The sequence below is a fragment of the uncultured Aquimarina sp. genome (assembly GCF_947492965.1).
Classification (GTDB): domain Bacteria; phylum Bacteroidota; class Bacteroidia; order Flavobacteriales; family Flavobacteriaceae; genus Aquimarina.
The window spans coordinates 570,022-593,280 of record NZ_CANLOZ010000002.1; the positions used below are offsets into that span (position 1 = coordinate 570,022).

Annotated in this window: 27 protein-coding genes; 18 read left to right on the forward strand and 9 right to left on the reverse strand. The window is 32.9% G+C overall.

The window, feature by feature from the left end:
- Positions 1–80 precede the first annotated feature (80 nt).
- The gene (locus tag Q1B37_RS06930) at positions 81–950 is read right to left on the reverse strand and encodes a DUF5694 domain-containing protein (protein WP_299897081.1); all 870 of its coding nucleotides are present in this window, start codon (positions 948–950) and stop codon (positions 81–83) included.
- A gap of 213 nt (positions 951–1,163) precedes the next feature.
- On the opposite strand from Q1B37_RS06930, the gene Q1B37_RS06935 reads away from it, so the two are divergent.
- Entirely contained in the window at positions 1,164–2,198 is a 1,035-nt protein-coding gene (locus tag Q1B37_RS06935; protein WP_299897084.1) for a sensor histidine kinase, read from the forward strand.
- Positions 2,199–2,215: 17 nt separating this feature from the next.
- Positions 2,216–2,932 carry a LytTR family DNA-binding domain-containing protein gene (locus Q1B37_RS06940; RefSeq protein WP_299897087.1) on the forward strand — a complete coding sequence of 239 codons (717 nt, stop codon included), beginning with the start codon at positions 2,216–2,218 and terminating at the stop codon, positions 2,930–2,932.
- Between the two features lie 99 nt (positions 2,933–3,031).
- Here Q1B37_RS06940 and Q1B37_RS06945 read toward each other — a convergent pair whose 3' ends face one another.
- Positions 3,032–3,769 carry a YARHG domain-containing protein gene (locus tag Q1B37_RS06945; protein ID WP_299897090.1) on the reverse strand — a complete coding sequence of 246 codons (738 nt, stop codon included), beginning with the start codon at positions 3,767–3,769 and terminating at the stop codon, positions 3,032–3,034.
- Between the two features lie 338 nt (positions 3,770–4,107).
- Positions 4,108–5,472, reverse strand: coding sequence for a glycosyltransferase family 2 protein (locus Q1B37_RS06950; protein WP_299897668.1), 1,365 nt, complete (start codon positions 5,470–5,472; stop codon positions 4,108–4,110).
- A gap of 353 nt (positions 5,473–5,825) precedes the next feature.
- Here Q1B37_RS06950 and Q1B37_RS06955 point away from each other — a divergent pair, with 353 nt between their 5' ends.
- Positions 5,826–6,911 (forward strand): adenylate/guanylate cyclase domain-containing protein, encoded by a 1,086-nt coding sequence (locus Q1B37_RS06955; protein WP_299897093.1) that lies wholly within the window; start codon positions 5,826–5,828, stop codon positions 6,909–6,911.
- A gap of 164 nt (positions 6,912–7,075) precedes the next feature.
- A complete protein-coding gene (locus Q1B37_RS06960; protein ID WP_299897096.1) occupies positions 7,076–8,155 on the forward strand; it encodes an adenylate/guanylate cyclase domain-containing protein in 1,080 nt (359 codons plus the stop codon).
- 525 nt (positions 8,156–8,680) lie between these two features.
- Here the strand turns inward: Q1B37_RS06960 and Q1B37_RS06965 are convergent.
- Complete coding sequence (locus tag Q1B37_RS06965; RefSeq protein ID WP_299897098.1) at positions 8,681–9,322, reverse strand: SDR family oxidoreductase; 642 nt, start codon at positions 9,320–9,322, stop codon at positions 8,681–8,683.
- Positions 9,323–9,567: 245 nt separating this feature from the next.
- Between Q1B37_RS06965 and Q1B37_RS06970 the strand changes: the two genes are divergently transcribed.
- Positions 9,568–9,876 carry a hypothetical protein gene (locus Q1B37_RS06970; RefSeq protein WP_299897109.1) on the forward strand — a complete coding sequence of 103 codons (309 nt, stop codon included), beginning with the start codon at positions 9,568–9,570 and terminating at the stop codon, positions 9,874–9,876.
- A gap of 9 nt (positions 9,877–9,885) precedes the next feature.
- Positions 9,886–10,260, forward strand: a complete 375-nt coding sequence (locus Q1B37_RS06975) for a hypothetical protein (protein WP_299897112.1) — start codon at positions 9,886–9,888, stop codon at positions 10,258–10,260.
- 363 nt (positions 10,261–10,623) lie between these two features.
- Here the strand turns inward: Q1B37_RS06975 and Q1B37_RS06980 are convergent, their stop codons facing one another.
- From Q1B37_RS06980 to Q1B37_RS06995, 4 genes are all read right to left on the reverse strand, one after another.
- Positions 10,624–10,902 (reverse strand): GIY-YIG nuclease family protein, encoded by a 279-nt coding sequence (locus tag Q1B37_RS06980; RefSeq protein ID WP_299897115.1) that lies wholly within the window; start codon positions 10,900–10,902, stop codon positions 10,624–10,626.
- A gap of 409 nt (positions 10,903–11,311) precedes the next feature.
- Complete coding sequence (locus tag Q1B37_RS06985) at positions 11,312–11,689, reverse strand: DUF3592 domain-containing protein (protein ID WP_299897119.1); 378 nt, start codon at positions 11,687–11,689, stop codon at positions 11,312–11,314.
- A 6-nt stretch (positions 11,690–11,695) separates the two neighbouring features.
- Entirely contained in the window at positions 11,696–12,964 is a 1,269-nt protein-coding gene (locus Q1B37_RS06990) for a hypothetical protein (protein WP_299897122.1), read from the reverse strand.
- Between the two features lie 122 nt (positions 12,965–13,086).
- A complete protein-coding gene (locus Q1B37_RS06995; protein WP_299897125.1) occupies positions 13,087–13,584 on the reverse strand; it encodes a hypothetical protein in 498 nt (165 codons plus the stop codon).
- Positions 13,585–15,036: 1,452 nt separating this feature from the next.
- Here Q1B37_RS06995 and Q1B37_RS07000 point away from each other — a divergent pair.
- Complete coding sequence (locus tag Q1B37_RS07000) at positions 15,037–15,435, forward strand: alkyl hydroperoxide reductase (RefSeq protein WP_299897129.1); 399 nt, start codon at positions 15,037–15,039, stop codon at positions 15,433–15,435.
- Positions 15,426–15,800, forward strand: coding sequence for a MauE/DoxX family redox-associated membrane protein (locus Q1B37_RS07005; RefSeq protein ID WP_299897131.1), 375 nt, complete (start codon positions 15,426–15,428; stop codon positions 15,798–15,800). The genes Q1B37_RS07000 and Q1B37_RS07005 overlap by 10 nt, the downstream gene beginning before the upstream one ends.
- A 75-nt stretch (positions 15,801–15,875) precedes the next feature.
- On the opposite strand, the gene Q1B37_RS07010 is transcribed toward Q1B37_RS07005, so the two are convergent.
- Positions 15,876–16,760 carry a hypothetical protein gene (locus Q1B37_RS07010; protein WP_299897134.1) on the reverse strand — a complete coding sequence of 295 codons (885 nt, stop codon included), beginning with the start codon at positions 16,758–16,760 and terminating at the stop codon, positions 15,876–15,878.
- A gap of 360 nt (positions 16,761–17,120) precedes the next feature.
- Between Q1B37_RS07010 and Q1B37_RS07015 the strand changes: the two genes are divergently transcribed.
- The 10 genes from Q1B37_RS07015 (at position 17,121) to Q1B37_RS07060 (ending at position 23,257) form a co-directional block, all read left to right on the forward strand.
- Positions 17,121–17,270 carry a hypothetical protein gene (locus tag Q1B37_RS07015; protein WP_299897137.1) on the forward strand — a complete coding sequence of 50 codons (150 nt, stop codon included), beginning with the start codon at positions 17,121–17,123 and terminating at the stop codon, positions 17,268–17,270.
- 69 nt (positions 17,271–17,339) lie between these two features.
- Positions 17,340–19,301 carry an ATP-binding protein gene (locus Q1B37_RS07020; RefSeq protein ID WP_299897140.1) on the forward strand — a complete coding sequence of 654 codons (1,962 nt, stop codon included), beginning with the start codon at positions 17,340–17,342 and terminating at the stop codon, positions 19,299–19,301.
- A 10-nt stretch (positions 19,302–19,311) separates the two neighbouring features.
- The gene (locus tag Q1B37_RS07025) at positions 19,312–19,983 is read left to right on the forward strand and encodes a DNA-binding response regulator (protein WP_299897142.1); all 672 of its coding nucleotides are present in this window, start codon (positions 19,312–19,314) and stop codon (positions 19,981–19,983) included.
- Between the two features lie 74 nt (positions 19,984–20,057).
- The gene (locus Q1B37_RS07030; RefSeq protein ID WP_299897147.1) at positions 20,058–21,323 is read left to right on the forward strand and encodes a DUF2130 domain-containing protein; all 1,266 of its coding nucleotides are present in this window, start codon (positions 20,058–20,060) and stop codon (positions 21,321–21,323) included.
- Between the two features lie 181 nt (positions 21,324–21,504).
- Positions 21,505–21,714 carry a hypothetical protein gene (locus Q1B37_RS07035; protein WP_299897150.1) on the forward strand — a complete coding sequence of 70 codons (210 nt, stop codon included), beginning with the start codon at positions 21,505–21,507 and terminating at the stop codon, positions 21,712–21,714.
- The gene (yidD, locus tag Q1B37_RS07040) at positions 21,714–21,995 is read left to right on the forward strand and encodes a membrane protein insertion efficiency factor YidD (protein WP_299897153.1); all 282 of its coding nucleotides are present in this window, start codon (positions 21,714–21,716) and stop codon (positions 21,993–21,995) included. Before Q1B37_RS07035 ends, yidD begins: the two co-directional genes overlap by 1 nt.
- 59 nt (positions 21,996–22,054) lie before the next feature.
- The gene (locus Q1B37_RS07045; protein WP_299897156.1) at positions 22,055–22,306 is read left to right on the forward strand and encodes a DUF4236 domain-containing protein; all 252 of its coding nucleotides are present in this window, start codon (positions 22,055–22,057) and stop codon (positions 22,304–22,306) included.
- An 11-nt stretch (positions 22,307–22,317) separates the two neighbouring features.
- Positions 22,318–22,668, forward strand: a complete 351-nt coding sequence (locus tag Q1B37_RS07050) for a hypothetical protein (RefSeq protein ID WP_299897159.1) — start codon at positions 22,318–22,320, stop codon at positions 22,666–22,668.
- 14 nt (positions 22,669–22,682) lie between these two features.
- Complete coding sequence (locus tag Q1B37_RS07055) at positions 22,683–22,847, forward strand: hypothetical protein (protein ID WP_299897162.1); 165 nt, start codon at positions 22,683–22,685, stop codon at positions 22,845–22,847.
- A gap of 2 nt (positions 22,848–22,849) precedes the next feature.
- On the forward strand, positions 22,850–23,257 hold the full coding sequence (locus Q1B37_RS07060; RefSeq protein ID WP_299897165.1) for a hypothetical protein: 408 nt from the start codon (positions 22,850–22,852) through the stop codon (positions 23,255–23,257).
- Positions 23,258–23,259 lie beyond the last annotated feature (2 nt).

Below are 23,259 nucleotides of genomic sequence, written 5' to 3' on the forward strand. Positions count from 1 at the left end.
ACTTCGACAAGCTCAGTTTGACATTTTAGAATAAACCTTTGGACAGCCTCTTCTTATTTGATTGATGATATTTTTTAAATTTATAAACTACTAAATTCTACGAATTCATATTCTGGAGAGTACTCGATCATATGTCTCAGTACCGATGCATGACCGTTTCCTACAATGACCAATATTCGATCTTCATTCGTATGATCTATTTGTTGGATTTTTCTAAACATTCTTAGGTTTCTATTATACCACCAAATCGATAAAAAATCTGCTCCTCTATTATTGTCTAATTTAAAATCTCCTATAAAGTAAGCTCCATAATTATTTCTATGGCCTTCTATAGTATTCATATACTTAAAATAGTCTATGATTTTTACTTTAGCCGGTAAAATAGTAATGGCATTAAAAGACTTTTGCACCATTTTATTGTATGGATCGTCTGACTGAAAATCATATCCTTCTGTTAATTCTTTCATCATTTTAGGATATTTCTTTTCCAAATCTGTACTAAATGTAGTCGCATCGATAGAGTAAATTTTATCTAAATTAAGATCATTGGCAATACGCATTCCCAATTGATAACTTTCATTTCGTTTGTCTCTATGTTTTCCTTGTCTATATTCCTTGTACATTTTATCCATTCCCCAATCTTCTTTGGCCTCTATAGCTATTTTGGTAGGTTTAAATTTTTTGATGTACTCCACTAACTCTAAAACTTCTGATTTCTTAGGTTCTTTTAAAACATCAATTTTATCTTCTTCGTTGGTTTTGGTATAATCCATTCCTGGATACGCAAAATGAAATGTGCCAACTACTAAAATCTTAGCTTTTTGTTTTGGATAATAACTAGCATAGGGTTTCAGATATTCTGAAGTCTCTTTAGAAATTTGTTGCGCATTTAAGGTTTTAGCAAATAATGTAAAACTGATAACTGTAAGTATGAATAAGCGATATTTCATGATATGTTGTTTTTAAAATTCACAACAATATTATCTCGTATTCTAAGGATAGATTCGCATTTTACACCAAATAGAGATATCGTTCTATAAACGAGTGTAATGATAAAACGTATGGTTTGATTGTGTAAAAAACCCTGTTTGTCTTGTGAAAATAATTGTTTGTCATTTCTTATAAAACTAAAAGTATTTTCACCTTACTTTTGAGATATGAATATGAGAAAAGAGCTTTTATACAATGGTATCATTATCGCCATTATCCTAATCGTTGATGTTTTAGGTGATTACATAATTTCTAACAAAAATGTTTTTGCTACTCAACCACCCTTCTTATTATTTAAGACTGCATTTACCCTTTCATTATTATCTGTTTATGCAGTTAATTATCGGTATAGTGCGCCAAGATTTCTTTTTAAGAAAAAGTACTGGCAATATACCATTGCATTTCTTGGAATGATCTTACTGTTTGCAGTAATTCGGTTTGTACTAGAAGAAGTGATTCTATACCAAATTACGGGAATGCATAATTACTATTTTGACGTACCTGTTTCTGAATTAATTGCGAATTATTTATTGGACTCATTCTATTATACCTTAAGAGTATGTTTAGTAAGTACTGCTATTTGTTTATTCTTTAGATTAAACGAACATAAAGAACAAATACACCATCTAGAAATAGCACATGAAAAAGCGAAACTAGCAGCTTTAAAGTCTCAGATAAGTCCTCATTTTTTGTTTAATACACTAAACAACTTTTATGAAGAATTATTCGATGAGAAGCCAGAAACTGCTAATGATATTTTAAAGCTTTCAGAATTATTGAGATACGTTACCTATGAGACTAATAATGATATTACTTTCTTAGGCAAAGAAATTACCTTTATCGAAGATTATCTCTATTTCTTTAAACGTAGATATGAAGATAATTTTCATGTATTACTGCAAATCGAGGGTATGGTACATCTACAAAAAATACCAACTCTAATTTTAATACATTTTGTCGAAAATGTATGCAAACACGGAATCATCAATGATAGCAAGAGACCTGCCTCTATTATGTTAGACATTAAAGAAGACTCATTGGTATTGACTACAAAAAACTACATCAACACATCCGAACAGCATACAGAAACTGGTATTGGCACTGAAAATATTAGACAACGATTGGAGGTTTTATACAAGGATAATTTTATTTTAGAGCACACAAACAAGAATGGTCAATTTGAAGCATATTTACAGCTCAAATTCTAACTCAATCAATTTTATAAATGGAGAAATTATTTACTTGTGTAATCATAGATGACGAACCTGCTGCAATTCGATTGTTAGAAAAGTATTGTGCTAAAATCCCCTTTCTAGAAGTAAAAAAGACCTTTACAAACCCTTTAGAAGGATTAAACTATCTAGAAAAACAGCCTATTGATCTATTGTTTATGGATATACAAATGCCTGAAATTACAGGAATTCAATTATCCAAGATCATTACAAGCTCCACCAAAATTATCTTCACAACAGCCTATCCACAATTTGCTTTAGATAGTTATGAGGTAGCCGCTTTAGATTATTTATTAAAACCGATCTCTTTTGAACGTTTTTATAAGGCTGTTTCCAAAATAAAAGACCAGAGCAGTCCCGAAGCAATATCTAAACAACAAAACACAGACGAATTTTTCTTTTTCAAAACAGATGGAAAAAACAAATATGCTAAAGTATTTATAAAAGACATTATGTATGTAGAAAGTCTGAAAAACTACATCGCAATTCATTTAAAAGATGAACAAATCATCACCTATAACACCTTAAAACATTGTAAAGAAGGGTTACCAGAATCTAATTTTATACAAATACACAAATCCTACATTATTTCTATTCAGCACATTGATAAGATTACTAATGACTCGGTATGGATCCAAAATAAAGAATTACCTATTGGAAATACGTATCGCAAATCATTTTTTGAGACGATCGGTAATCATCAGTTGTAGTTAAAAATAGAAAATCCATATAATGATGAATTGAAAATCGAGTCGTTAGAAGTCTTCGACAAGCTCAGACTGACAATCAGAATGCTTAACTAAATAACACTAGCCCGCAACCTCATGCCGTTCTAGTCGTAATTTCTGACCATCAAACTTAAAAATCCAAAAAGAACTATATTCACTTTCGGAATAGTAATTACTTCCATACTTAAAAGGTTCTTTCATAATTTCAGAATGTGCCAGATCTCCCATACTGGCGATTACTTCATTTCCATTAATTCGTAAGGAAGTTTCTCTAATCAAAAACCCATTATCAGTAGCTACTTTATATATCGCCTCATCGCGATACCAATTGATGTCTTTCAGGTCTATTTTAGAAAAAATGGAAGTAAGTTCATTAAGCGCGCCTTTGGGGTTTACTTCATCCTTAAGTCCATTATCTAAAAACAAATTAATAGTAATTGTATCATTCGCTTTCAGTACTCTTTTTAGTTCCTTTAGCTCTGAGATTAACCGTTTCCGCTTATTCTTAATATTAGATTCAGCGCTTTTTATAAGTGCTATGTTCGCATTCTCAATATCATTCAATGTGATTTCAGGTGGATTGTTATAGTCTGGTTGATACCAGGAATAATCCTGAAAATGTTCTAGTAAACGTTCATCCTTAAAAATATACTGATGCCTGGCAAAAATCTCATTTCGTAATAGCTGAAGTTCATATAATGTATTATTTGCTATATCCTTTTTCGAATAAGTTTTGGTATCACATTCAGAACAATCTTCTAATTGTGAGTACGCAATAAATGAGAAACAAAGAAAAACTAAAAGTATTGAATTTTTCATACGAGTAGAGATTGGTTAGCGTGTATTAAAAATAATATAATTTGGTATACAAGCTAAAATTTATTGCCATCAAAATATAATCTCTAAAAAGAATGAATGTTATATCATAGCAAAAGCTCCTCTAATTTGGGGAAAGAGGAGCTTTTAGGTAGGTTGGTTATCATAGTAAATTGATAAGCAAAAAAAAGAGTGAAGTTGAGTTTGGGTGTTGTGTTTACGTATTTTTTCGAAAAAGGTTATCTCCTAGGGTCTGATTGCCTATTGGAAAAAACATTCAGACCCCTTGACGGAAATAGATTGGTTGGTTAACTGAGATAAATGGGTAATCAATTTAATTATTAAGAAATAGAAACCGATTGTTCGTGTTCTTTAAGTTGTTTCTTCGTAAGATCTCTTGTAAGCCATCCGCTTCTTCCTGCAGTAGCAATAGCATAAGGAGTAATCCAGAATAATGTAAAAGCATAAAACAAACTATATGGATATGCCCAAAGAGACTCAGACAAACTATGTTTTTTAGCATAAAAGAATGCCTGAATACTAGAAAATAATAGAATACTCATCATTGTAGAGCTAAAAAACAATATCGGATATGTAGCGATAAAATAGATCATTAATAAGGTAGCTGGATACGCCATGATTAGTTTTAACCATTGGTTCATTAGTAATATCCTTGTTCCAGATTTAGCACCGTCTCTAAAGTTTCCAAAAGCAAACTTACTCATAGCAATATTCTCCCTAATATTACTTCGCTCCCATCTGATAAACATTTTATATAAATTCTTGTAGCGCTCTGGAGTGTTAGTGTATACGTAAGCATTTTTCTGAAACAATACCTTATATCCTTGTTTCAATATCATATTAGTCATCGCACGATCCTCTCCTATTTTAGATACTTGCCCTAAAAAAGTTTGTGTAATCCAAGCCTCACGACAGTTCATTACAGCTTCTCTTCGATAAGCAGATAAAGCACCAGGAGTACATAATACAGATCCTAAAGCACTTTGTGCAGAACGGATAAATTCAAAACTAAAAGCAAAACTTACATTAAGCATTCTTGGAATTAATGCTTTATCTCTGTTTAGTACACGTACATTTCCGGCTACAGCACCACATTCATCATTTACAACAAATGGAGAGGCCATAATACGTAGTGTATCTTTTTTTACAATAGAGTCACTGTCTACTGTTATAAAAACATCTCCCATACCAAGTTTAAAACCTTTGTACAATGCATGTCTTTTCCCTTTGTTTTTAGGCTGTTGGTAGATAGAAATACGATTTCCCAATTCTTCCTTTGCAAGTTGCATCCACTGCCAAGTATCATCTTTACTTCCGTCATCAATAGAAATAATTTGTAATTTCTCCGCTGGATAATCACTTTCTGCTAAACTATGTAGGGTTTTATATACTAATTCTCCTTCATTGTAGGCAGGAACAATCACTGTACATAACGGTAATTCTGTATCTGAAACTGATGCTACAGTCTTGTAACGAAGGTATAAAAACAAGATATATACCAGAAAGCTTACTTTTATTAGTAATAACGTTAGCCCAGAAATCATTAAAGTAATTCCCCAAGTAGTATTCATTCGTTGTAAATGAATTTCTTCAAAATAAGGTTGTAAGAAATACAATAAAGAAGCCGAACTAAACAACACTAAAAACGTAGCTAGTAGAATAAAAGAAGAAGACGCGTTCTGCATTTTATGTTTTAGACGGTCTAAAACATTCTCGATTTTTGGTGATTCTGATATTCCTATTGATCTTGAAATTTCCATATTCGTTTTTATTTCCACACTGGAAAACCAAAATTGATACCAATTCTAAAGATTATTGAAAAACAAGGGCTTAGAGAATATGCCAAAAAATAAAAGTGTGTATTTTTTACACAACTGTGTATTTACAGGACCAAAATTCCACAGTTTTTATGGTTAAAAATAAAAGTTGCTTTTCAGATATAAAGCTATTTCTACAATTTCCGAAGTGATTAGAATGTTTTGTTATTTTTGTTATATCAAAATAGTATGTTCCTTTCACACTACTTTCTGTTACACAAATGAAACGTCAACTCAAAAAATATCTTCGCCTATTATGGCAATCTATACTCTTCTGGTCTATTGCTATGGGGTTGTTCTCTATCTTTAGGTATTACGGTATTGATGAAGAAGAAGGTTTTACGGTGATTCAAGAATATAGTGGTATTCAAGGGACATTAAGAGCCTTAATGGGATTTACGAGTATTGGTGTACTGCTTGGTATCGTGTATACTACTATAGATATTTTCTTTGATAAATATAGTTCTAACAGAATATCATTGGTATATAATATCATCATCCAAACACTATTATATTTCATCACTACCGTGATCATCTTTACAATCATTATGGATATTTTTTCGGATATCTATAACATCAATTTAAACACAGATACCGGTTGGTGGAGAAAAAACAAGTCTTTTTGGGCCACCATATTATACATGGTGATGGTGTCTTTTGTCTTTTCTTTTATCAAAATTGCAACCGAAAAGTTTGGAAGAGGCGTGTTTATTAAAATGCTTTTTGGTAAATACAAAAATCCACAAGAAGAGAAACGTATTTTTATGTTCTTGGATCTTAAAGATTCTACCACTATTGCAGAACAACTAGGACATTTTAAGTATAGCCAATTTATACAAGATTGTTTTTATGATTTAAATACAGTAGTTCCTAAACACGAAGCAGAGATCTACCAATATGTAGGTGATGAAGCAGTACTGAGCTGGCCTTATAAAAAAGGGCTTGCCAATAATAACTGTGTAAATCTATTCTTTTCATTTCAGCAAAGGAAACAACAAAAAGCTGATTATTATAAGGAGAAATATGGTGTTATTCCAGAGTTTAAAGCAGGATTGCATGGAGGAAAATTAATGGTCACCGAAGTAGGAGTTATCAAAAAAGAAATCGCCTATCATGGAGATGTCATTAATACATCTGCTAGAATTCAAGCAGAATGTAATAATCATAAAGTAAAACTTCTTATCTCCGAGGATTTGCTAAAAGACCTAAGCTTTACGACACCTCTTACTGCTACTTTTTTAGGAAGTGTCTTGTTAAAGGGCAAACAACAAGAGGTAAACATCCACACAGTACAAAAAGTTTTTTAGATTTTTTATCACTTAAAATCAAACACTTACACTCTAAAAAGAACGTTTTTATATTTTTTGTAGGAAAAAAAGTAGGGTTTATTTATATCCATATGTTTTAGGTACAGAAACAAAGTCATTGGGGGAATGCCAAAATAATTGATGACTTTTTAAATATACCAGTTATGAATCGTACACTAAAACAACATTTGCAATATATATCGCAATCTGTAATTTATTGGTCTATTGCAATGGTATTATATGCTATATTCCGATTTTATGGAATAGAGGAAGAAGAAGGGCTTACGATCATCAAAAAACACGAAGGGGCTTTAGGAGTATTGTATTACTCGATTAAATTCATCAACATTGGGTTACTTATCGGAATCTTATATACTGCGGTAGACTTTATATTCGATACCATTTCTAACAAAGTTTCACTTACGAATGATCTAATTTTTAGAACATTTTTTCACTTCTTAGTAACACTGATTGTTTTTACCAATATCAAAGATATTTATGCCGGTATAGCTACAATGGAGATCGAAAAAATAAATGATTGGTGGTTATTAGATAAATCCTTTTGGACGTTATTATTGTATATCACTATAGCATCTCTTGTATTCTCTTTTCTGAAAATAGCTAATGAAAAATTTGGAAAAGGAGTCTTCATCAAAATGTTGCTAGGAAAATACAGAAACCCGCAAGAGGAAAAGCGCATCTTCATGTTCCTTGATCTTAAGGATTCTACTACGATCGCAGAAAAACTAGGCCATTTTAAATATAGTCAACTCATACAAGACTGCTTTTATGATTTGAATAAGGTCGTTCCTAGACATAATGCAGAAATCTATCAGTATGTTGGAGATGAAGTAGTACTTAGTTGGCCTTATAAAAAAGGGTTAGCGGATAACAACTGTGTTAATTTGTTCTTTGCATTCCAGCAACGTAAACAAAATAAATCAGCGTATTATCTAAAGAAATACGGAGTGGTTCCAGAATTTAAAGCAGGACTACACGGCGGAAAATTAATGGTAACCGAAGTAGGTCTTATCAAAAAGGAAATCGCTTATCATGGAGATGTAATCAATACATCTGCTAGAATTCAGGGGCAATGTAATACCTATAAAGTTCCATTATTAATTTCGGAAAAGGTAATTCAGGATCTTAAAATCAGTGCTAACCTTACTTGTCAGTTTTTAGGTAGTGTGTTGCTAAAGGGCAAGCAACAAGAGGTGAATATCCATACTATTGCACGGGTTTAGTTTGCTTAGGTTCTGGGGAGGATCTAAGTAAAACCGAAGCTTACTAATCATTGTAGGCTTCGGTTATTTTTTTTGGATAATGTGACACCACACTTCGACTTCGCTCAGTGTTCGAGAGCCTCACCCTTCGATAACAGTTGTGGGCTGTACTTCGACAGCATTTCGACACGGGTCCGCCTATGGAAGAAGCTCATTGCGACAGCTCAGTATACGTCCGGAAATCGTAAGGTCTAATAAATATCACAATGTTGATTCTAAAAATCAATAAGGAAACTATAATTCAGGGTTCGAGAGCCTCACCCTTCGATAACAGTTGTGGGCTGAGGTTCTCGAAGCCCGACAATACTTCGACTCCCGATAGCTATTGGGACAGTGTAACAGCTCTGTATCGTCTTAAAGCTGTAAGGCTTATTGAACATCTACAGATTATAATCAATCTATAAGTAAGAAAGCCTCACTCTTTCGATTTATGTAAAGAGTGAGGCTCTTAAAAATTAATTTGTGTTGCCTGATATTTTAGTGGTGTTATTGAACACTTACCATACTATCCAATGCTTCGTCAATGACCGTTTCTCCAGTAAGAATTTCAAAAACCTCTCTTTTTGCAATTTGATCTTCTAAACTCTTCACTAAAACCTTAGCCACATCTCCTCTTGGTATAGAACCAGATCTATCTTCTAGTTGTTCAGCAATTCTAATTTTTCCAGTAGGAATATCATTATTTAAAGTTCCCGGTCTAACAATGGTAAACTCTAAACCACTATTGGCAAGATACTCATCAGCATCTCTCTTCGCTTGTAAGTAATCTTGTAATTTTTCTGCTTCTTGAGGTGCATCGGCTCCAACGGAACTAAGCATTACTAATTTACGAACCCTATGTTTTTTTGAAGCATCTATTATTTTCATTGCCCCTTTACGATCCACCGCTTCCAAAGCTTTTCCTTTAGAACCTGCTGCAAAAATTACCTTATCAACTCCATCCGCAACATGGGTTACATCTTCAGTGAGATCGGCTAGAATTGTTTCTATTCCTTGTTTCTGAAAAGCAGCTTGTTGCTCTTCTTTTCTCACCATCGCGATTGGATGATAATTTTCATGATTATTTAATTCTTTAATGACTGTATTTCCTGTGGTGCCAGTTGCACCAATAACTAATATTTTTTCCATACTATAATATAACTTTCAAACACCTTCAAAGCAATTAAATCAATCGGTTTAACTAGGGTTTAACGGTTAAGTATAAAAAGTTCTTAAAGGGAAAAATTATCCATAACTATTGTTTAGGTTTAGTAGAAAGCCAATCCATTTTTTAGGAATAAATATTAAGCAATTCTTTATAAGAAGTTAATATCGTTTTTTTAGAAGATAAAATTTGCTTTCTTTCTAATAGGTACGAAAAGAAAAACAAAAACATGAGTGATGTTTACAGAAAATGTCCCAACTGCGGAACTTTAAACTTAAACAAGGATTATTGCAAAACATGCGGAACTTTAATTAATACGCAAGTAAGGAGACAGCAAGAACGAGCGGAACGATTGGAACAAAAACAACGAGCGGACCAAAATAAAAAGCCGCATAAGATTACATTGTTTTTTGAAAATGCTAAAGAGCACTCTAACCCCTTTATAAAGTATACTTTTAGAGTATTATACTCTATTTGGGTGGTCGTCCTCGCCATTGGCAGTTTTATTGCTTTCATCATTGGATATGTAGCGGCCTAAAAGATAAGTATGCATAACAGACTAGCTCTCATAACTCATAAGTACTACTTCCGAATCTTTTCGGTAATCACTTTTTCCATCTATGTCTTACAACAATTAGAAATAAGATTACCACTGTTTTTTCAAAACTATCTAAATGATCTATTATGCATGCCTCTAGTATTATCTGTATGTCAGCTTGCTGTACGAAAACTAAAAAGTGATACCCGTATTTTATTACCAATACCTTTATTAATACTCGTAACCATAGGATACTCAATCTATTTTGAGTGGTACTTGCCTCAATATGATGATCGTTACACTGCTGATTGGTTAGATGTACTAATGTATTTTATAGGAATGTTTTTCTTTTATGCTATAGAAAAATATAAAAAGATTTATTGAATATGCTTTATCCGAGCTTGCAGGAATAATAAAGAAACTAGAATTCAGGGTTCGAGAGCCTCACCCTTCGATAACGGTTGTGGGCTGTACTTCGACAGCACTTCGACAAGCTCAGTGTGACAGCTCAGTATACATCGGGAAATCATAAAGTTTAATGAATATTACAATGTTGACTCTAAAAATCAATAAGGAAACTATAATTCAGGGTTCGAGAGCCTCACCCTTCGATAACAGTTGTGAGCTGTACTTCGACAGCACTTCGACAAGCTTAGTGTGACAGCTCAGTATACGTCTCGAAGCCCGACTAGCTCAGTGTGACAGCTCAGTATACGTCATGAAACCCTCTTCTAAAACGGATAAAAACTATAATTTATCTCTATATGCAATTGATAATCCAGGTAATGTATCTAACTCTCCTTTTATTAAAGCTTCTTTCTTCTTCCTACTCCAGCCTTGTATTTGTTTTTCCCTGTAGAATGCAGTATCGATTCTATCATATGCTTCATAATATATTAACTTTACAGGAAGGTGCTTTTTTGTATGATTCGCCCCTTCTCCTTTTTGGTGCTCTTCCAATCGTTTCTCTAAACATTTAGTGCTACCAGTATAATAACTTCCATCACTACATTCTAAAATATACATATAACCTTTCACCTTATTTACTAATTAGATTCTATTAATATATGTACTGAAATAGAAATGTGTTACCCTACTTCTTCTAGTTGTACGTAATTAGTCAACCTTTCGACAACACCTCGACAAGTGTTCGCCTATGGAGGAAGTTCAGGGTTCGAGAGCCTCACCCTTCGATAACAGTCGAGAGCTGTACTTCTAAAGATTCAGGGTTCGTTATATCTCCGAGGGCTGAGGCACTCGAAGCCCGGCAGCACCTCGACATATGTCTACCTATACAAGAATCTCAGGGTTCGAGAGCCTCACCCTTCGATAGCAATTGAGTGCTTTACTTCTAGAGTTTCAGGGTTCGTTCTATCTCCGAGGGCTTAGGTTCTCGAAGCCCAACAGGCTCAGTATACGTCTCGAAACCCGACAACTAAATAAAATAGGAAGTAATAATAGATGCCACGAATAAAACTAGTGCGATAAATACTCTCCGTAAACGTACCTCATCAGGTTGCATAGTAATTTTTTGTGGATTATTTTTTAGTACTTGTACAGGTACACTGCTTCCTATTTTTACATTTTCTACGGATCTGGTGGTAATTACCTCAGAGTAGCTTTTGCCATCGATATGATAGGATAATCCTACTTTAACAGCCTTTTTATCTCCTTGTAGCATCTTATCTGCTTGACTAAGGATCACTACTGCATCTACTCTTATAGACTGATATTTAAAAACAAAAAACGTATACCCAACATACAAGGTGTAGAATAATAGTAATAATGATATGATAGGTAAATAGGTACTCATAAGTTTTTAGTCCGATTCTTTAATTTCCAATGGATAATGCTTACAATATTTTACTGCTCTAATGGGTTCTGTACCCACTATGATACCATTAGCAATAAAATTAGTACCATTATCCAATTCCACAATAGTATAGGTTAATTGTTCTTTTACATCTTTAACTATAGCAGTAATTCTTTTGGATTGATTTTCTCCCAAGAGTATTGTACCAACTTCTAGCAACTCCACAGTATCATAGTTATAATCTCTCATGGTTTTAGTAGGATGGTAAGATACCCAAGATCCATCAAGAGTTAATAACGGATGATCCGTAGTACATGTAATACGAGACTCATCATCAAAAGTTATAGTTATAAGCTGATCGTGTACTGGATTTGCTAATTCTTTTATAATAGATGATTCGTATGTACTCGTGCTAGTATTATAGGAGAGTATCTCATCTCCTATTCTTAATTCTTCTATATTTTTTTTAGTGGTATCAGCCATGCTAATCTTGGTACCAGCAGCGAAGCAATGCACATCAATTCCATCAAAATATATTTCAGAAATGACCGTGTCTTCATATTTTTCTCCTGGATAGACTTCTAAAATTTCAAACTTCAAGGTCCAATCTGGTAATTTAGACAACTCATCATAGTTATGTCTATCTCCATTGCCTATCGGCGCAACCGTAAAATGATGCGCTGCTCTTTTGTCTTCCATCATTAATATGGCGTAAGGCTCATCATCTAAATACAATTTTAATTTCTTTACTCTACTATTGGCTCTCCAAGCTTTTTCACTTTTTACATACCCATTTACAATACTAATGGTGGTGATTCTTGGATTTTCTTGCGGAAAACTATAAGTAATATATTCACCAATACCATATCCCGAAACTCCTTCGACCCAAGCACTTTTGTAATCAAAATCATGAGCATTTTTTGGAGAATAGGTAGTATTACCTTGTGAACTTAAATATGAAGAAGCAGCAACTTGTGCTACACTAGCTCCACAATACCAACTACAACCGTCTGTTCCAACTTGCCAATAATCGCTATGTACTTCGCTAACTTTATCTAAAGCTTCTTTATCCTGGATACTAAGATCATCATAATCAACACCATTTTGCATCTTCTCGCTAATAGCTTCATATGCTTTCCAATTATCATTGAATTCCTTTTCTCCTTCTTTACTAAACTCTAGAGGTTCTATAGAAGCAGTCAATACCTTCAATTGCTGCGCAGGAAGTACTGCAGCATATAGCAATACTATATAGACTGACCATTTAAGTTTCATCGTGATTGTTTTGGTAGGGCTGTTGTTTGTATAACCAATTTCCCACAAATATACTGTTTATTCTCATAGTATTAAACAAATGTTAAAGAGCAAGATTATAAAATATTATTAAAAAACAAGTGTCATCTTTTAACATTTGACAGTTTATACTCCAATAAAATTAACATCATGCAAAGAGCTGTTATCATCTGGTAACTCCCTCCTAGTACTCTAAGCATTACAAAAATAAATCCAACAAATCGAATGATTACCCAAATAAGCTTTAAGTAATCTAATCGTTTTTTTATGGGTTTCTGAACAAAATGCATCAAATAAGAAAAGATGATTCCTAAACATCCTATGACTGTAAATAGGTTTTGAAATGACCAATGCATTATTTTAAATATCATGCCTACCAGTATCAATGCCACTAATCCTAATGAAATTCTAGAATATCGGGTCTTTATAAAAGTACCATTACGTAATAACAGAAATAACCCAGGAATTTCGATCAACCATAATCCTACCGTAAAAAGAAAGTCTCCATTTTCTATGGATGTGTAACTAGATAACATCAAACCTATCAAAGTCATTAGAAAGCCTAAAATAGAAAGAACAATAAGTGTTTGATTACTAAACATACATTTTTGTTTATATGTAATACTATTTTCGATTTTTAATCATCCGCATATATTTTATCTTACGATACTTTTATTCAAAGATATATGCACTACTATTTAGTATCCAAACCATGGGTTTTGTTATCGTTGTAATGTCTATTATTTTAAAAATTTAACACCCATGACTTGTTAAAAAATTAAGATGACCAAACCTTCATAGGGTACTTACGAAGTACCCTCCCCCTACTTAAAAGGTACCCAAGGGGTATTTTAGAACTAAATGACACGAAGGTTTGAGGGAAGCACCACGATGCTCTGAGGTTGGTGCTTCTTTGCTATTTAGTAGGTACATCCTAGTTCTGAGGCACCCAATCCTAGGTTGAAAAGTACCCCCAACAATGCTATATTAATCCACTACCCACTTATATAAGTACCCCACGTTAACATCTCATTTAAAACACTCCACTTACATAAGTACCCCCTACCCACTTGTATAAGTGGGTTTTCGGTGTTTTTGGATGATTTTTCTTAAAGAATGGTTAATAAACCTTCTTTAAAAAAATACTACATGAATCATCATATTTTGGAATAGCATTACTTCCATGATCCATTATGAGCATTGTTCAACTTACTGGGCTTCCAGACGGATACTGAGCCTGTCGAAGTGCTGCCGAAGTACAGCCCTCGAATTAATTTGAATCCTGAAGTTCTCGAAGGGTAAACCTGTCACATTGAGCCTCCTCCATAGGCGGACACGTGTCGAAGTGCTGTCGGGTTTCGAGAGCCTCAACCCTCGGAATGATTCGAACACTGAGCAAAGTCGAAGTGTGAGCTTCCTCCATAGGCGGACACGTAACGAAATGCTCTAGGGCTTCGAGATGGATACTGAGCTGTCACACTGAGCCTGTCGAAGTGCTGCCGAAGTACAGCCCTCGTAAATAACAAATTCCGTCCTAAGAAAATACTACGTCAAAAATGAAGTAAGCGTAGCGTAACATAAAATTCGCAAAATATTAGAACATAAAATGTATTGATAATAAAATTGATCAGCAGATTGCTTGAACACATACGTACAGCTTCATTTTATGTAGCGGAGTGAACAATATTTTTAGGAGTATTTTCTTCAGACTAGCGTTTTTTGGTTCTTTTTTGGGCAATGCAAAAAAGAATGCATCTACAAAACTAATTTAAAGAGAACTTGTTTTTTGGGCTTCGAGAGCCTCAGCCCTCATTACGATTTGAACTTTTAGGCGTCACACTGTCCCGATAGCTATCGGGAGTCGAAGTGCTGTCAAAATACAGCCCTCAAACATAATTCGAACACTGAGCGAAGTCGAAGGGTGAGCAAAGTCGAAGTGTGAGTAATACAAAAACAATACTCCCTCCATACTTTATAGAAAAATTATCATTTGATTAATGTGTTACGCAACGCATTTTACATACCTTGTTTTTAGAAAGTATAAAAGATCTGATATGAGCACAAAACAAATGTCTACAGTATTAAGAGCTGCAGCGATATACAATCTACTATGGGGAGCTTGGGTGGTATTGTTTCCCAATCATTTTTTTGAATTAGTAGGTATGGAACTCCCGACACATCCTATGATTTGGCAAGGTATGGGTATGGTAATTGGTGTATATGGTTTGGGCTATTGGTGGGCAGCACAAGATCCAACTACGCATTGGCCTATAGTAATGGTTGGATTTTTAGGTAAAATCTTTGGACCGCTAGGATTTCTGTTTAACTACATTACTGGAGAAGTACCTTTGGAATTTTTCTACACGCTGATTACAAATGATTTTATCTGGTGGATTCCTTTCTTTTTGATTCTTAGAAAAACGCATCAACTGAAAAAAATTAAATGGGTATAAAACAAATTTTATTATATCTACTCTCTGGTTTCTTTTTTATCGCGGGTATCAATCACTTTGTGCATCCTGACTTTTATTTACCTCTCATCCCAGAGTATTTAGGATATCCTGAAATTATCAATTACAGTAGCGGTGTGGCAGAAGTCTTATTAGGTATTGGATTATTATTTGCCTATACCCGTAAAGTTTCTGCTTATCTAATCATTGCATTACTAATTGCCTTTATTTCTTCTCATGTATATTTTATTACAATTGGTAGTTGTGTACCTGATGGTTTATGCGTCCATGAATGGGTTGCTTGGGTACGATTATTAATTATTCATCCTTTGTTTATGGTTTGGGCTTGGTGTGTGAGGAGATTATGATTAATTTCAAGATTTCTACTAAATGAAACAAAACTATTAATGATAAATATGCGCTTATGATAAATCACCTGTCTGTCATTCTTTCAGTACATATTTTCGAATAATATTTTGTTTTGCTCGATACAATTCTTTTCCACTTACCGGATGAGTTCCACCTCTAGTAAAAAACTCAATAGTGTTATTTGTCTTTGAATACCAAAATAACGGTTCACCATCTTTAAAAAAGGTCATTGTCGAGTCTAGTTCTATCTTTCTAAAATTATCAACCCAATCTTGATTATACTTGAGGGTAACTCCATTTTCACCACATTCAGTTTTCTCATAATGATCTACAGACCAAGCCATGCACTTTCCATTATCTTGTATCCAATTTATACCAAAGTATAATGCAATCACAGATGATATTGTAATAGAGATCGTTACGATTATTTTTCTACTCCAATTACTACCTTTATCTTCTTTTTCTATTTTACCATTAGGATTCATATTGATCTCATCCGTTGTAGCATCTTCGGTATATGGTTCTGATTCTGTTATTGATAAATTATTTTTTTGTTTTAGAGACATAATATCCAAATTCTGATCATCGATACTAAGCTCTATTTTCTGGAACTTAGCAAATGGTCTTATTGGAAAATCGACTAGTAAAGCAATAAGATTTAATCTTGGTGTATTCGAAGAGTTGGATTTTTCCTTTAAAAAATCAGAAACAGCTTTTAGTTTTCCTAGTTTATATTGCTCAATTTCGTTTGCTCCATTTTCATTCTCACTAAAACCGAAAAAAGTCCTTATTATTTCTTTATCTGCCTTATTTAGCTCTTCTTTATATAGTTGCAAACAAGCATCTCTAATCTGTGAAGGTTTTGGGTTTGACAAATAGCCTTTCAACTTACCTCCATTATTTTCTTTATATCGGACTAAAATATGTGCACTGTATTCTTCAATTGTATTATATCCCATACTTTAAAAATTAGAATTTATAAGAATTCAAAAGAACTTAGCGGAATGATCGGAATAATCGGAATCCTCTATTATCAGTGGGGTAAAACAGCTATATCTTGCAAAAGAATTTGGATCAAGTCATGATGAGCTATCAAGACAAATGTATACAAACTAATTCAAAACTGGAAATGATAAGATAGGATCTGGGAGTTGATCCGAGAAGTACAACAAGCTTTTCTGTCTAACTATTTCCAAACATACTTCTCAAAAATAGGAAGAGGCCTCTTCTGAATTTAAATGAGTTGCTGATTGGCAATTATCCTCTGAGCTAAAACCTCAGACAGCAACCGCTATGTCAAATTTTAAAATTCAGAAACCATGCGTAAAGCACTTTTAATATTAGGAATTACATTGTTTAACATGTCATTATTCTCTTGTACAACCTCAGATTTAGCAGAAGAAATCGCTATTGAAGAACTTGCTACCGAAGGGGAAGATGGTCAACTAGAAGAAGAGAATGATGATTAATCATAATTTATAGTTTAGTTTACTAAAGCCACACATCATTTGTGTGGCTTTTTTTAGTACTTTAGAACTATGAATTTTAAAATATTTAGTTTTTTATTTATTTTTATTTTCCTCTTAATTTTCGGGTGTTCTCGAACTAAAACATCTTTTGAAAACACCAAAAATTCTCAATATAATGACACTATAATTTCCCTATACAAACTAGGAAAAGAGAAGAAATTACCATTCACACAACGTTTGGATTATTTAAATAAAGCATTATCAATTTCCAATGAACACAAAAAAGATAGTATCTTTCTAATTGACATTTACTCTCTCAAGAACGCAATATTCTCACAAACAGAATTTACGGATAGTACTTTATTTTATGCAAAAAGAATGCTTAAACTTTCTTTGATAAAAAAAGATACATCAAAAATTGGCAAAGCTTATTTTAAACTAGGAAGCTATCATAAAGATCAATCAGAATTTGATAGTCTTTACTTCTATTTTGATCTATCAAAAAAAATGTTCCTTTCCCAGAATGATAGCTCTCAAGTAGGAAAAAGAATAACATCCATGTCAAGAGTTTTACTTGATGATAATGACTATTATGAAGCAGAGACAAGTGCACTCGAAGCTCTAAGTTATTTAACTCAGAACGATAGTTTATATAGACCACGGGTGTATAACACATTAGGTATTAGCTTAAGAGAGCAAGGTGAATTTGAAAAATCATTAATTTTTCATGACAGCGCAATAAATAATACCAAAAGTAGTAAAGACCGAGTTGAGTTTATAAATACGAAATGTGTTACACTAAAAGAAGTAAAAAAGTATGATCAGGCTATAAAACTGTACACTGTTTTACTTCAAGATCCTATCGTCAAAAAAAAGGAAAAATTGTATAATAGGATATTCGACAATTTAACTTATACCAAATGGCTGGCTAATAATGAATTAGAAATTGAAGCTGATTTACTAAACTCAATAAATATTAGAAAATCCATTAAAGATATTCCTGGCTTAATAGCAAGTAACGAGCATTTAATGAATTATTATTCGAAAACAAACATTCAAAAAGCCAAAAAGCACGCACTTGAACTATATAGGTTAACTATTCAACAAAATAATGTGAATGACAGACTTAAAGCGTTATTGTTCTTAAAAAATCACTCCAATTTAGAACTTTCAAAAAAATACGCTGATTTATACATAAAAATATCGGATAGTGTGAATAATGCAAAAGAAGCTTCAAGAAAAAAATATGCAATAATGCGTTATGACTCAAGAAAAGATAGAGAAACGGCATTAAAACTTGAAGTAGAAAACGCTGAAAAAGAATTACTTCTTCAGAAAAAAGAAAATCAAAACATCCTATATGCAGGAAGTGGACTAATAATTCTTATGGCGTTTGTTTTTACATTCTTCTACTTAAGAACAAAACACCGAAAAGAAAAAATCATGGAACGCCACACCACCGAAAAAAGACTTTCCAAAAAACTACACGATGAAGTCGGTAACGATGTATTCTATTTAATGTCTCAATTACAACAAGAAACTCATCGCTCTGCAAATTCTGCTAATAATGAGATCATTCATGGATTAGATGCTGTATATAATAAAGTGCGAGATTTTTCTAGAGATCATAAAATTGAAACTGGTCCTGAATATGGTGACGAACTATTATCACTTTTGAATTCTTATGGTAATCGGAATATCAAAGTTTTTACCAATACCCAGGAAGATGATTTTTGGACAACAGTCACTAACTATAAAAAAGTAGAACTTTATTGGATACTGAAAGAACTGTTGACCAATATGAAAAAGCATAGTCAAGCGAATATAGTATCCGTTAGTATCACCAAGGAGAAAAAGAATATTATCGTAAAATATACTGATAATGGTATTGGTATGGATTTTAATGCTACTCAAAAGCACAAAAATGGGCTTCACAATGTGGAAAACCGCATTAAAGATATGAAAGGAACCATTACATTTGAAACCAAACCGCAAGAAGGTTTTAAAGCTATTATTGAATTCGCCCCATAATACCAAAACTATGTTTAAGAGAATTATTATTGCAGAGGATATTGACAGTGAAAATTTGGGTATAGTTTCGTCCATCAATGCACTTACTCAAACAGAAGCTGAAACCAACCAATCTTGTGATAAGACCTTATCAAGAATCAAAGAAGCGATCATCAAAGAACAACCTTATGACTTATTGATTAGTGATCTCTCCTTTAATCTAGATACTCGAATATCTCATAACATTACAACTGGAAAAGAATTGATCCATCAGGTAAAAAATATCCAACCAGATATTAAGGTCATTGTCTTTAGCGGTGAAGATAAACCTGCTATTATCAAGTCTCTTTTCGACAGTTATAACATTAATGGATATGTTTGCAAAGGCCTTTATGGATTATCCGAATTAAAAAAAGCCATTTCACAAGTGTATCTTGGAAATACCTGCACTTGTCCGGTATCTAAACATGCATTGCACCAAAGTAATGTTACACAATTAGATCCTTATGAGGTTCAATTGCTAAAACTGTTGGCAAATGGTTATAAGCAAGACGAAATCAGTCTTCACTTTATAGAAAAAGGTATCGAACCTAATAGTAAGCGATCTATTGAAGACAAAATCCGAAAACTACGCCAGGACTTTGATGCCAAAACCACTATCCAATTAATCCATTTGGTGGATGGAATGGGACTAATTTCCTAAATTTTCTATCCTTTGTGGGAAACCACATAGAGTTCTACTCTTAAGAATTTAGGTTTGTAAAAACCAAAATTAAAATGAGTACAGAGATAAATATAATTTGCCCAGATTGTGGAAAGGAAATTAATGTAGATGAAATTCTATATCACAAATTAGAAGAAGACATCAAAAAGAAATACCAATCTAAAATTTCCGCAGCTAGAAAAGAATTGGAGCAACAAGAAGAAAAATTAAAAGTAAAAGGTATTGCGCTTGAGCAAAAGGAAAAGAAAATTTCTGAAACCATAGAAAGTCAGTTAAAAGAAAAGCTATTAGTCCAAAAGAAAGAAATAACAAATAAAATCAAATTTGATCTAGAGCGTGAAAATGAAGAAAAATATAAATCACTACAATCAGAATTAACTGAAAAATCCGAAAAACTTATAGAATTAAATCAAGCTAAATCTCAAGTTGAAAAACTCAAACGTGAAAAAAATGAATTACGTCAAGAAATAGAGCTTGAAAATCAAAAGAAATTGACAGAAATTCTACAAGAACAACAAATCAAAATCGCTAAGCGAGAAGCAGATAAAAATGAGCTAAAAGTTTCGGAAAAAGAAATGATAATTAAGCAACTGAAAGAACAACTTTCAGAAGCCCAAAGAAAAGCTGAACAAGGTTCCATACAATTACAAGGAGAAATACAAGAATTAAGTATAGAAGCATGGTTAAAGAAAAACTTTCTGTTAGACGAAATTGAAGAAATCAAAAAGGGGCAACGTGGTGCTGATTGCCTCCAAATAATAAAAACAAGAACTAATGCTAATTGTGGTTCTATCTATTATGAAAGCAAAAGAACCAAAGAATTTCAATCGAGTTGGATTGAAAAATTTAGAAATGATATGCGTGAGCAAAATGCCAATATTGGAGTACTTGTAACCAATGCTATGCCCAAAAACATGGAAAGAATGGGATTACTAGAAGGAGTTTGGGTTTGTACATATCAAGAGTTTAAGGGACTCTGTTTGGTTCTTCGAGAGAATATAATTACCCTATCAAATGCGATTGCAAGTCAAGAGAATAAAGGCGATAAAATGGTTATGCTCTATAATTTCTTAACCAGCAATGAATTCAAATTACAAATAGAAGCTATTGTTGAAGGTTTTACTCAAATGCAAACTGATTTAGAAAGAGAAAAACGTTCAATTCAAGGGCATTGGAAAAAAAGAGAAAAGCAAATAGATAAAGTACTTTTGAATACTAATTACATGTACAGTTCAATTAAAGGGATTGCAGGAAATGCTATACAAACGATTCCCCAACTTGAACTTCCTAAAACCGAAAATGATAATTCAGAAGAATAAAATATTACAATTGGAATCAAACATAAAGCTTGTTATGGGGTAACGAGCTCTTATTGTAGATCTGTTAAGCTTTAAACTTGGCAGGTTTTTTTGTTATAAAACGAATGTCATTGTGGAAAACCACAAGGAATTGATTTTGAATACTGGTAAGTTTGAAGAATATTAATTAATAAAATCTATTATGGAATTTAAAGTAGTTCATTTTGAAAGAAGTAAGGACGTAGCAGCAGAATTACAAAATATCATTAATGCCCAACATTCGTATGGTTGGGAATATGTAAATCATCAATATAGCGATAAACTAATCCCTGGGAATCAAGGATGTTTCGGTCTAGGAGCTAGACCTGATATGGTTTCTCACGTAGGTCTTGTAATATTTAAAAAACCATGATGAAATTCTTACTTCTATTTGCTATAAAGTTATACTGGTTTTTAATTCCTAAAACTAAAAGACGGCGTTGCATTTTTAGAAAATCGTGCTCAAACTATGTATATGAAAAAACTTGTGAAAAAGGTCTCATTTCAGGATTAAAAGTATTACGATATAGATATCTGAATTGCAGAAGCGGTTTCATCATTTTTGATCATCCTTTAAATAATGAAAAACTAATGTTATTACCTAATCAAAAAATTATAGAAGAAAAAGAAATAGCTGAAAGGTTAATTTCATAAAACTAACAAGTTGATTTAAAAAAACAATATAGGAAACCTTTAAAATAGTAGTTAGGAATATGGGCTTTAAATACAGAAAACGAATAAAACTAGGAAAAGGTTTAGGAATCAATATTAGTAAATCTGGAGTAACTCCTAGTTACAGAAACAAAAGAGGATCCCTAAGTTCTAAAGGGTATTCCATTAGAACTGGAATTCCAGGATTATCCTATCGCAAAACTTTTAAAAAATCAAAAGGAGGTGGATGTCTTGTATCCTTAATACTATTAGCAACCTCTGGTGCTTTCATTATTTGTTTAATAACTAACTAATACACATAAATATGCAACATATAAAGACTTTATTTTACACGCTCCTAATGCTAATGCTCACTTTATTATTCAACTCTTGTTCTGAATCCGAAACAGAACTAGATACATCATCTGATTGTAGGGATACCAACTGCGCAAATTATACTTCTCAAGCAGCCGCTCAAGCTGCATTTGATGCTGATCCAGAATGTAGAAATGATTTGGATAGAGATGGCGATAGAATAGCTTGTGAAGAACCAGGCAATAGCATAAGAACTTGTGCCTCGACAACTAATTGCGGTTGTTCGAACAAACCTAAATCTCAATGCGAAAGTGACCCATGCTGTAAATGGATAGTTGGAACTGGTTGTAAGTGTAGTTAATCAAAACAAACAATATGGGATATCGACGAGGATACTATAAAAAAGATGGAACATATGTAAGAGGTCATTATACAAACTCTGGTAAAAGATATTCAAAACCAAATAACAAGAAAGATAATGGATGTGCCTCTTTAATATTTCTTTTAATAATAATACTAATCATTGCAATAGCAACTTAATTATGGAGAATTATACGGTTTCAGCAGAATTGAAAAGTCACTTTCTTAGACTTTACAAAATGGCTATATCCGATGACAGTTTTGGCGTCCCAGAACTTCAAATGTTATACCATTTTGCTGAAGAAAGAGGCATCCAAAAAGAAGAACTCGAAAAACTTTTACTAAATCCTATAAGTCATGAGTCCATTATTCCTGATAGCCTTGATGAACGTATAGAATATTTATATGATTTATCACGGATGATTTGGGCAGATGAAAAAATTACAGAAGATGAAATAACTACTCTAAAAAAATATTGCAGAAAATTTCAATTTCTTGAAGAAAATATTGAAGAACTCTCAGAGTACCTTTTGGATTGTGTACAAAAAGGAATTAGTAAAGAAGAAATCATTGAACAAATAAAATCTTAGCC

What these genes read in the sequence shown, in the direction of transcription:
- Q1B37_RS06930 (WP_299897081.1), bottom strand. Translation starts at nt 950, where the DNA reads ATGAAATATCGCTTATTCATACTTACAGTTATCAGTTTTACATTATTT.
- Q1B37_RS06935 (WP_299897084.1), top strand. Translation starts at nt 1,164, where the DNA reads ATGAGAAAAGAGCTTTTATACAATGGTATCATTATCGCCATTATCCTA.
- Q1B37_RS06940 (WP_299897087.1), top strand. Translation starts at nt 2,216, where the DNA reads ATGGAGAAATTATTTACTTGTGTAATCATAGATGACGAACCTGCTGCA.
- Q1B37_RS06945 (WP_299897090.1), bottom strand. Translation starts at nt 3,769, where the DNA reads ATGAAAAATTCAATACTTTTAGTTTTTCTTTGTTTCTCATTTATTGCG.
- Q1B37_RS06950 (WP_299897668.1), bottom strand. Translation starts at nt 5,472, where the DNA reads ATGCAGAACGCGTCTTCTTCTTTTATTCTACTAGCTACGTTTTTAGTG.
- Q1B37_RS06955 (WP_299897093.1), top strand. Translation starts at nt 5,826, where the DNA reads ATGAAACGTCAACTCAAAAAATATCTTCGCCTATTATGGCAATCTATA.
- Q1B37_RS06960 (WP_299897096.1), top strand. Translation starts at nt 7,076, where the DNA reads ATGAATCGTACACTAAAACAACATTTGCAATATATATCGCAATCTGTA.
- Q1B37_RS06965 (WP_299897098.1), bottom strand. Translation starts at nt 9,322, where the DNA reads ATGGAAAAAATATTAGTTATTGGTGCAACTGGCACCACAGGAAATACA.
- Q1B37_RS06970 (WP_299897109.1), top strand. Translation starts at nt 9,568, where the DNA reads ATGAGTGATGTTTACAGAAAATGTCCCAACTGCGGAACTTTAAACTTA.
- Q1B37_RS06975 (WP_299897112.1), top strand. Translation starts at nt 9,886, where the DNA reads ATGCATAACAGACTAGCTCTCATAACTCATAAGTACTACTTCCGAATC.
- Q1B37_RS06980 (WP_299897115.1), bottom strand. Translation starts at nt 10,902, where the DNA reads ATGTATATTTTAGAATGTAGTGATGGAAGTTATTATACTGGTAGCACT.
- Q1B37_RS06985 (WP_299897119.1), bottom strand. Translation starts at nt 11,689, where the DNA reads ATGAGTACCTATTTACCTATCATATCATTATTACTATTATTCTACACC.
- Q1B37_RS06990 (WP_299897122.1), bottom strand. Translation starts at nt 12,964, where the DNA reads ATGAAACTTAAATGGTCAGTCTATATAGTATTGCTATATGCTGCAGTA.
- Q1B37_RS06995 (WP_299897125.1), bottom strand. Translation starts at nt 13,584, where the DNA reads ATGTTTAGTAATCAAACACTTATTGTTCTTTCTATTTTAGGCTTTCTA.
- Q1B37_RS07000 (WP_299897129.1), top strand. Translation starts at nt 15,037, where the DNA reads ATGAGCACAAAACAAATGTCTACAGTATTAAGAGCTGCAGCGATATAC.
- Q1B37_RS07005 (WP_299897131.1), top strand. Translation starts at nt 15,426, where the DNA reads ATGGGTATAAAACAAATTTTATTATATCTACTCTCTGGTTTCTTTTTT.
- Q1B37_RS07010 (WP_299897134.1), bottom strand. Translation starts at nt 16,760, where the DNA reads ATGGGATATAATACAATTGAAGAATACAGTGCACATATTTTAGTCCGA.
- Q1B37_RS07015 (WP_299897137.1), top strand. Translation starts at nt 17,121, where the DNA reads ATGCGTAAAGCACTTTTAATATTAGGAATTACATTGTTTAACATGTCA.
- Q1B37_RS07020 (WP_299897140.1), top strand. Translation starts at nt 17,340, where the DNA reads ATGAATTTTAAAATATTTAGTTTTTTATTTATTTTTATTTTCCTCTTA.
- Q1B37_RS07025 (WP_299897142.1), top strand. Translation starts at nt 19,312, where the DNA reads ATGTTTAAGAGAATTATTATTGCAGAGGATATTGACAGTGAAAATTTG.
- Q1B37_RS07030 (WP_299897147.1), top strand. Translation starts at nt 20,058, where the DNA reads ATGAGTACAGAGATAAATATAATTTGCCCAGATTGTGGAAAGGAAATT.
- Q1B37_RS07035 (WP_299897150.1), top strand. Translation starts at nt 21,505, where the DNA reads ATGGAATTTAAAGTAGTTCATTTTGAAAGAAGTAAGGACGTAGCAGCA.
- yidD (WP_299897153.1), top strand. Translation starts at nt 21,714, where the DNA reads ATGAAATTCTTACTTCTATTTGCTATAAAGTTATACTGGTTTTTAATT.
- Q1B37_RS07045 (WP_299897156.1), top strand. Translation starts at nt 22,055, where the DNA reads ATGGGCTTTAAATACAGAAAACGAATAAAACTAGGAAAAGGTTTAGGA.
- Q1B37_RS07050 (WP_299897159.1), top strand. Translation starts at nt 22,318, where the DNA reads ATGCAACATATAAAGACTTTATTTTACACGCTCCTAATGCTAATGCTC.
- Q1B37_RS07055 (WP_299897162.1), top strand. Translation starts at nt 22,683, where the DNA reads ATGGGATATCGACGAGGATACTATAAAAAAGATGGAACATATGTAAGA.
- Q1B37_RS07060 (WP_299897165.1), top strand. Translation starts at nt 22,850, where the DNA reads ATGGAGAATTATACGGTTTCAGCAGAATTGAAAAGTCACTTTCTTAGA.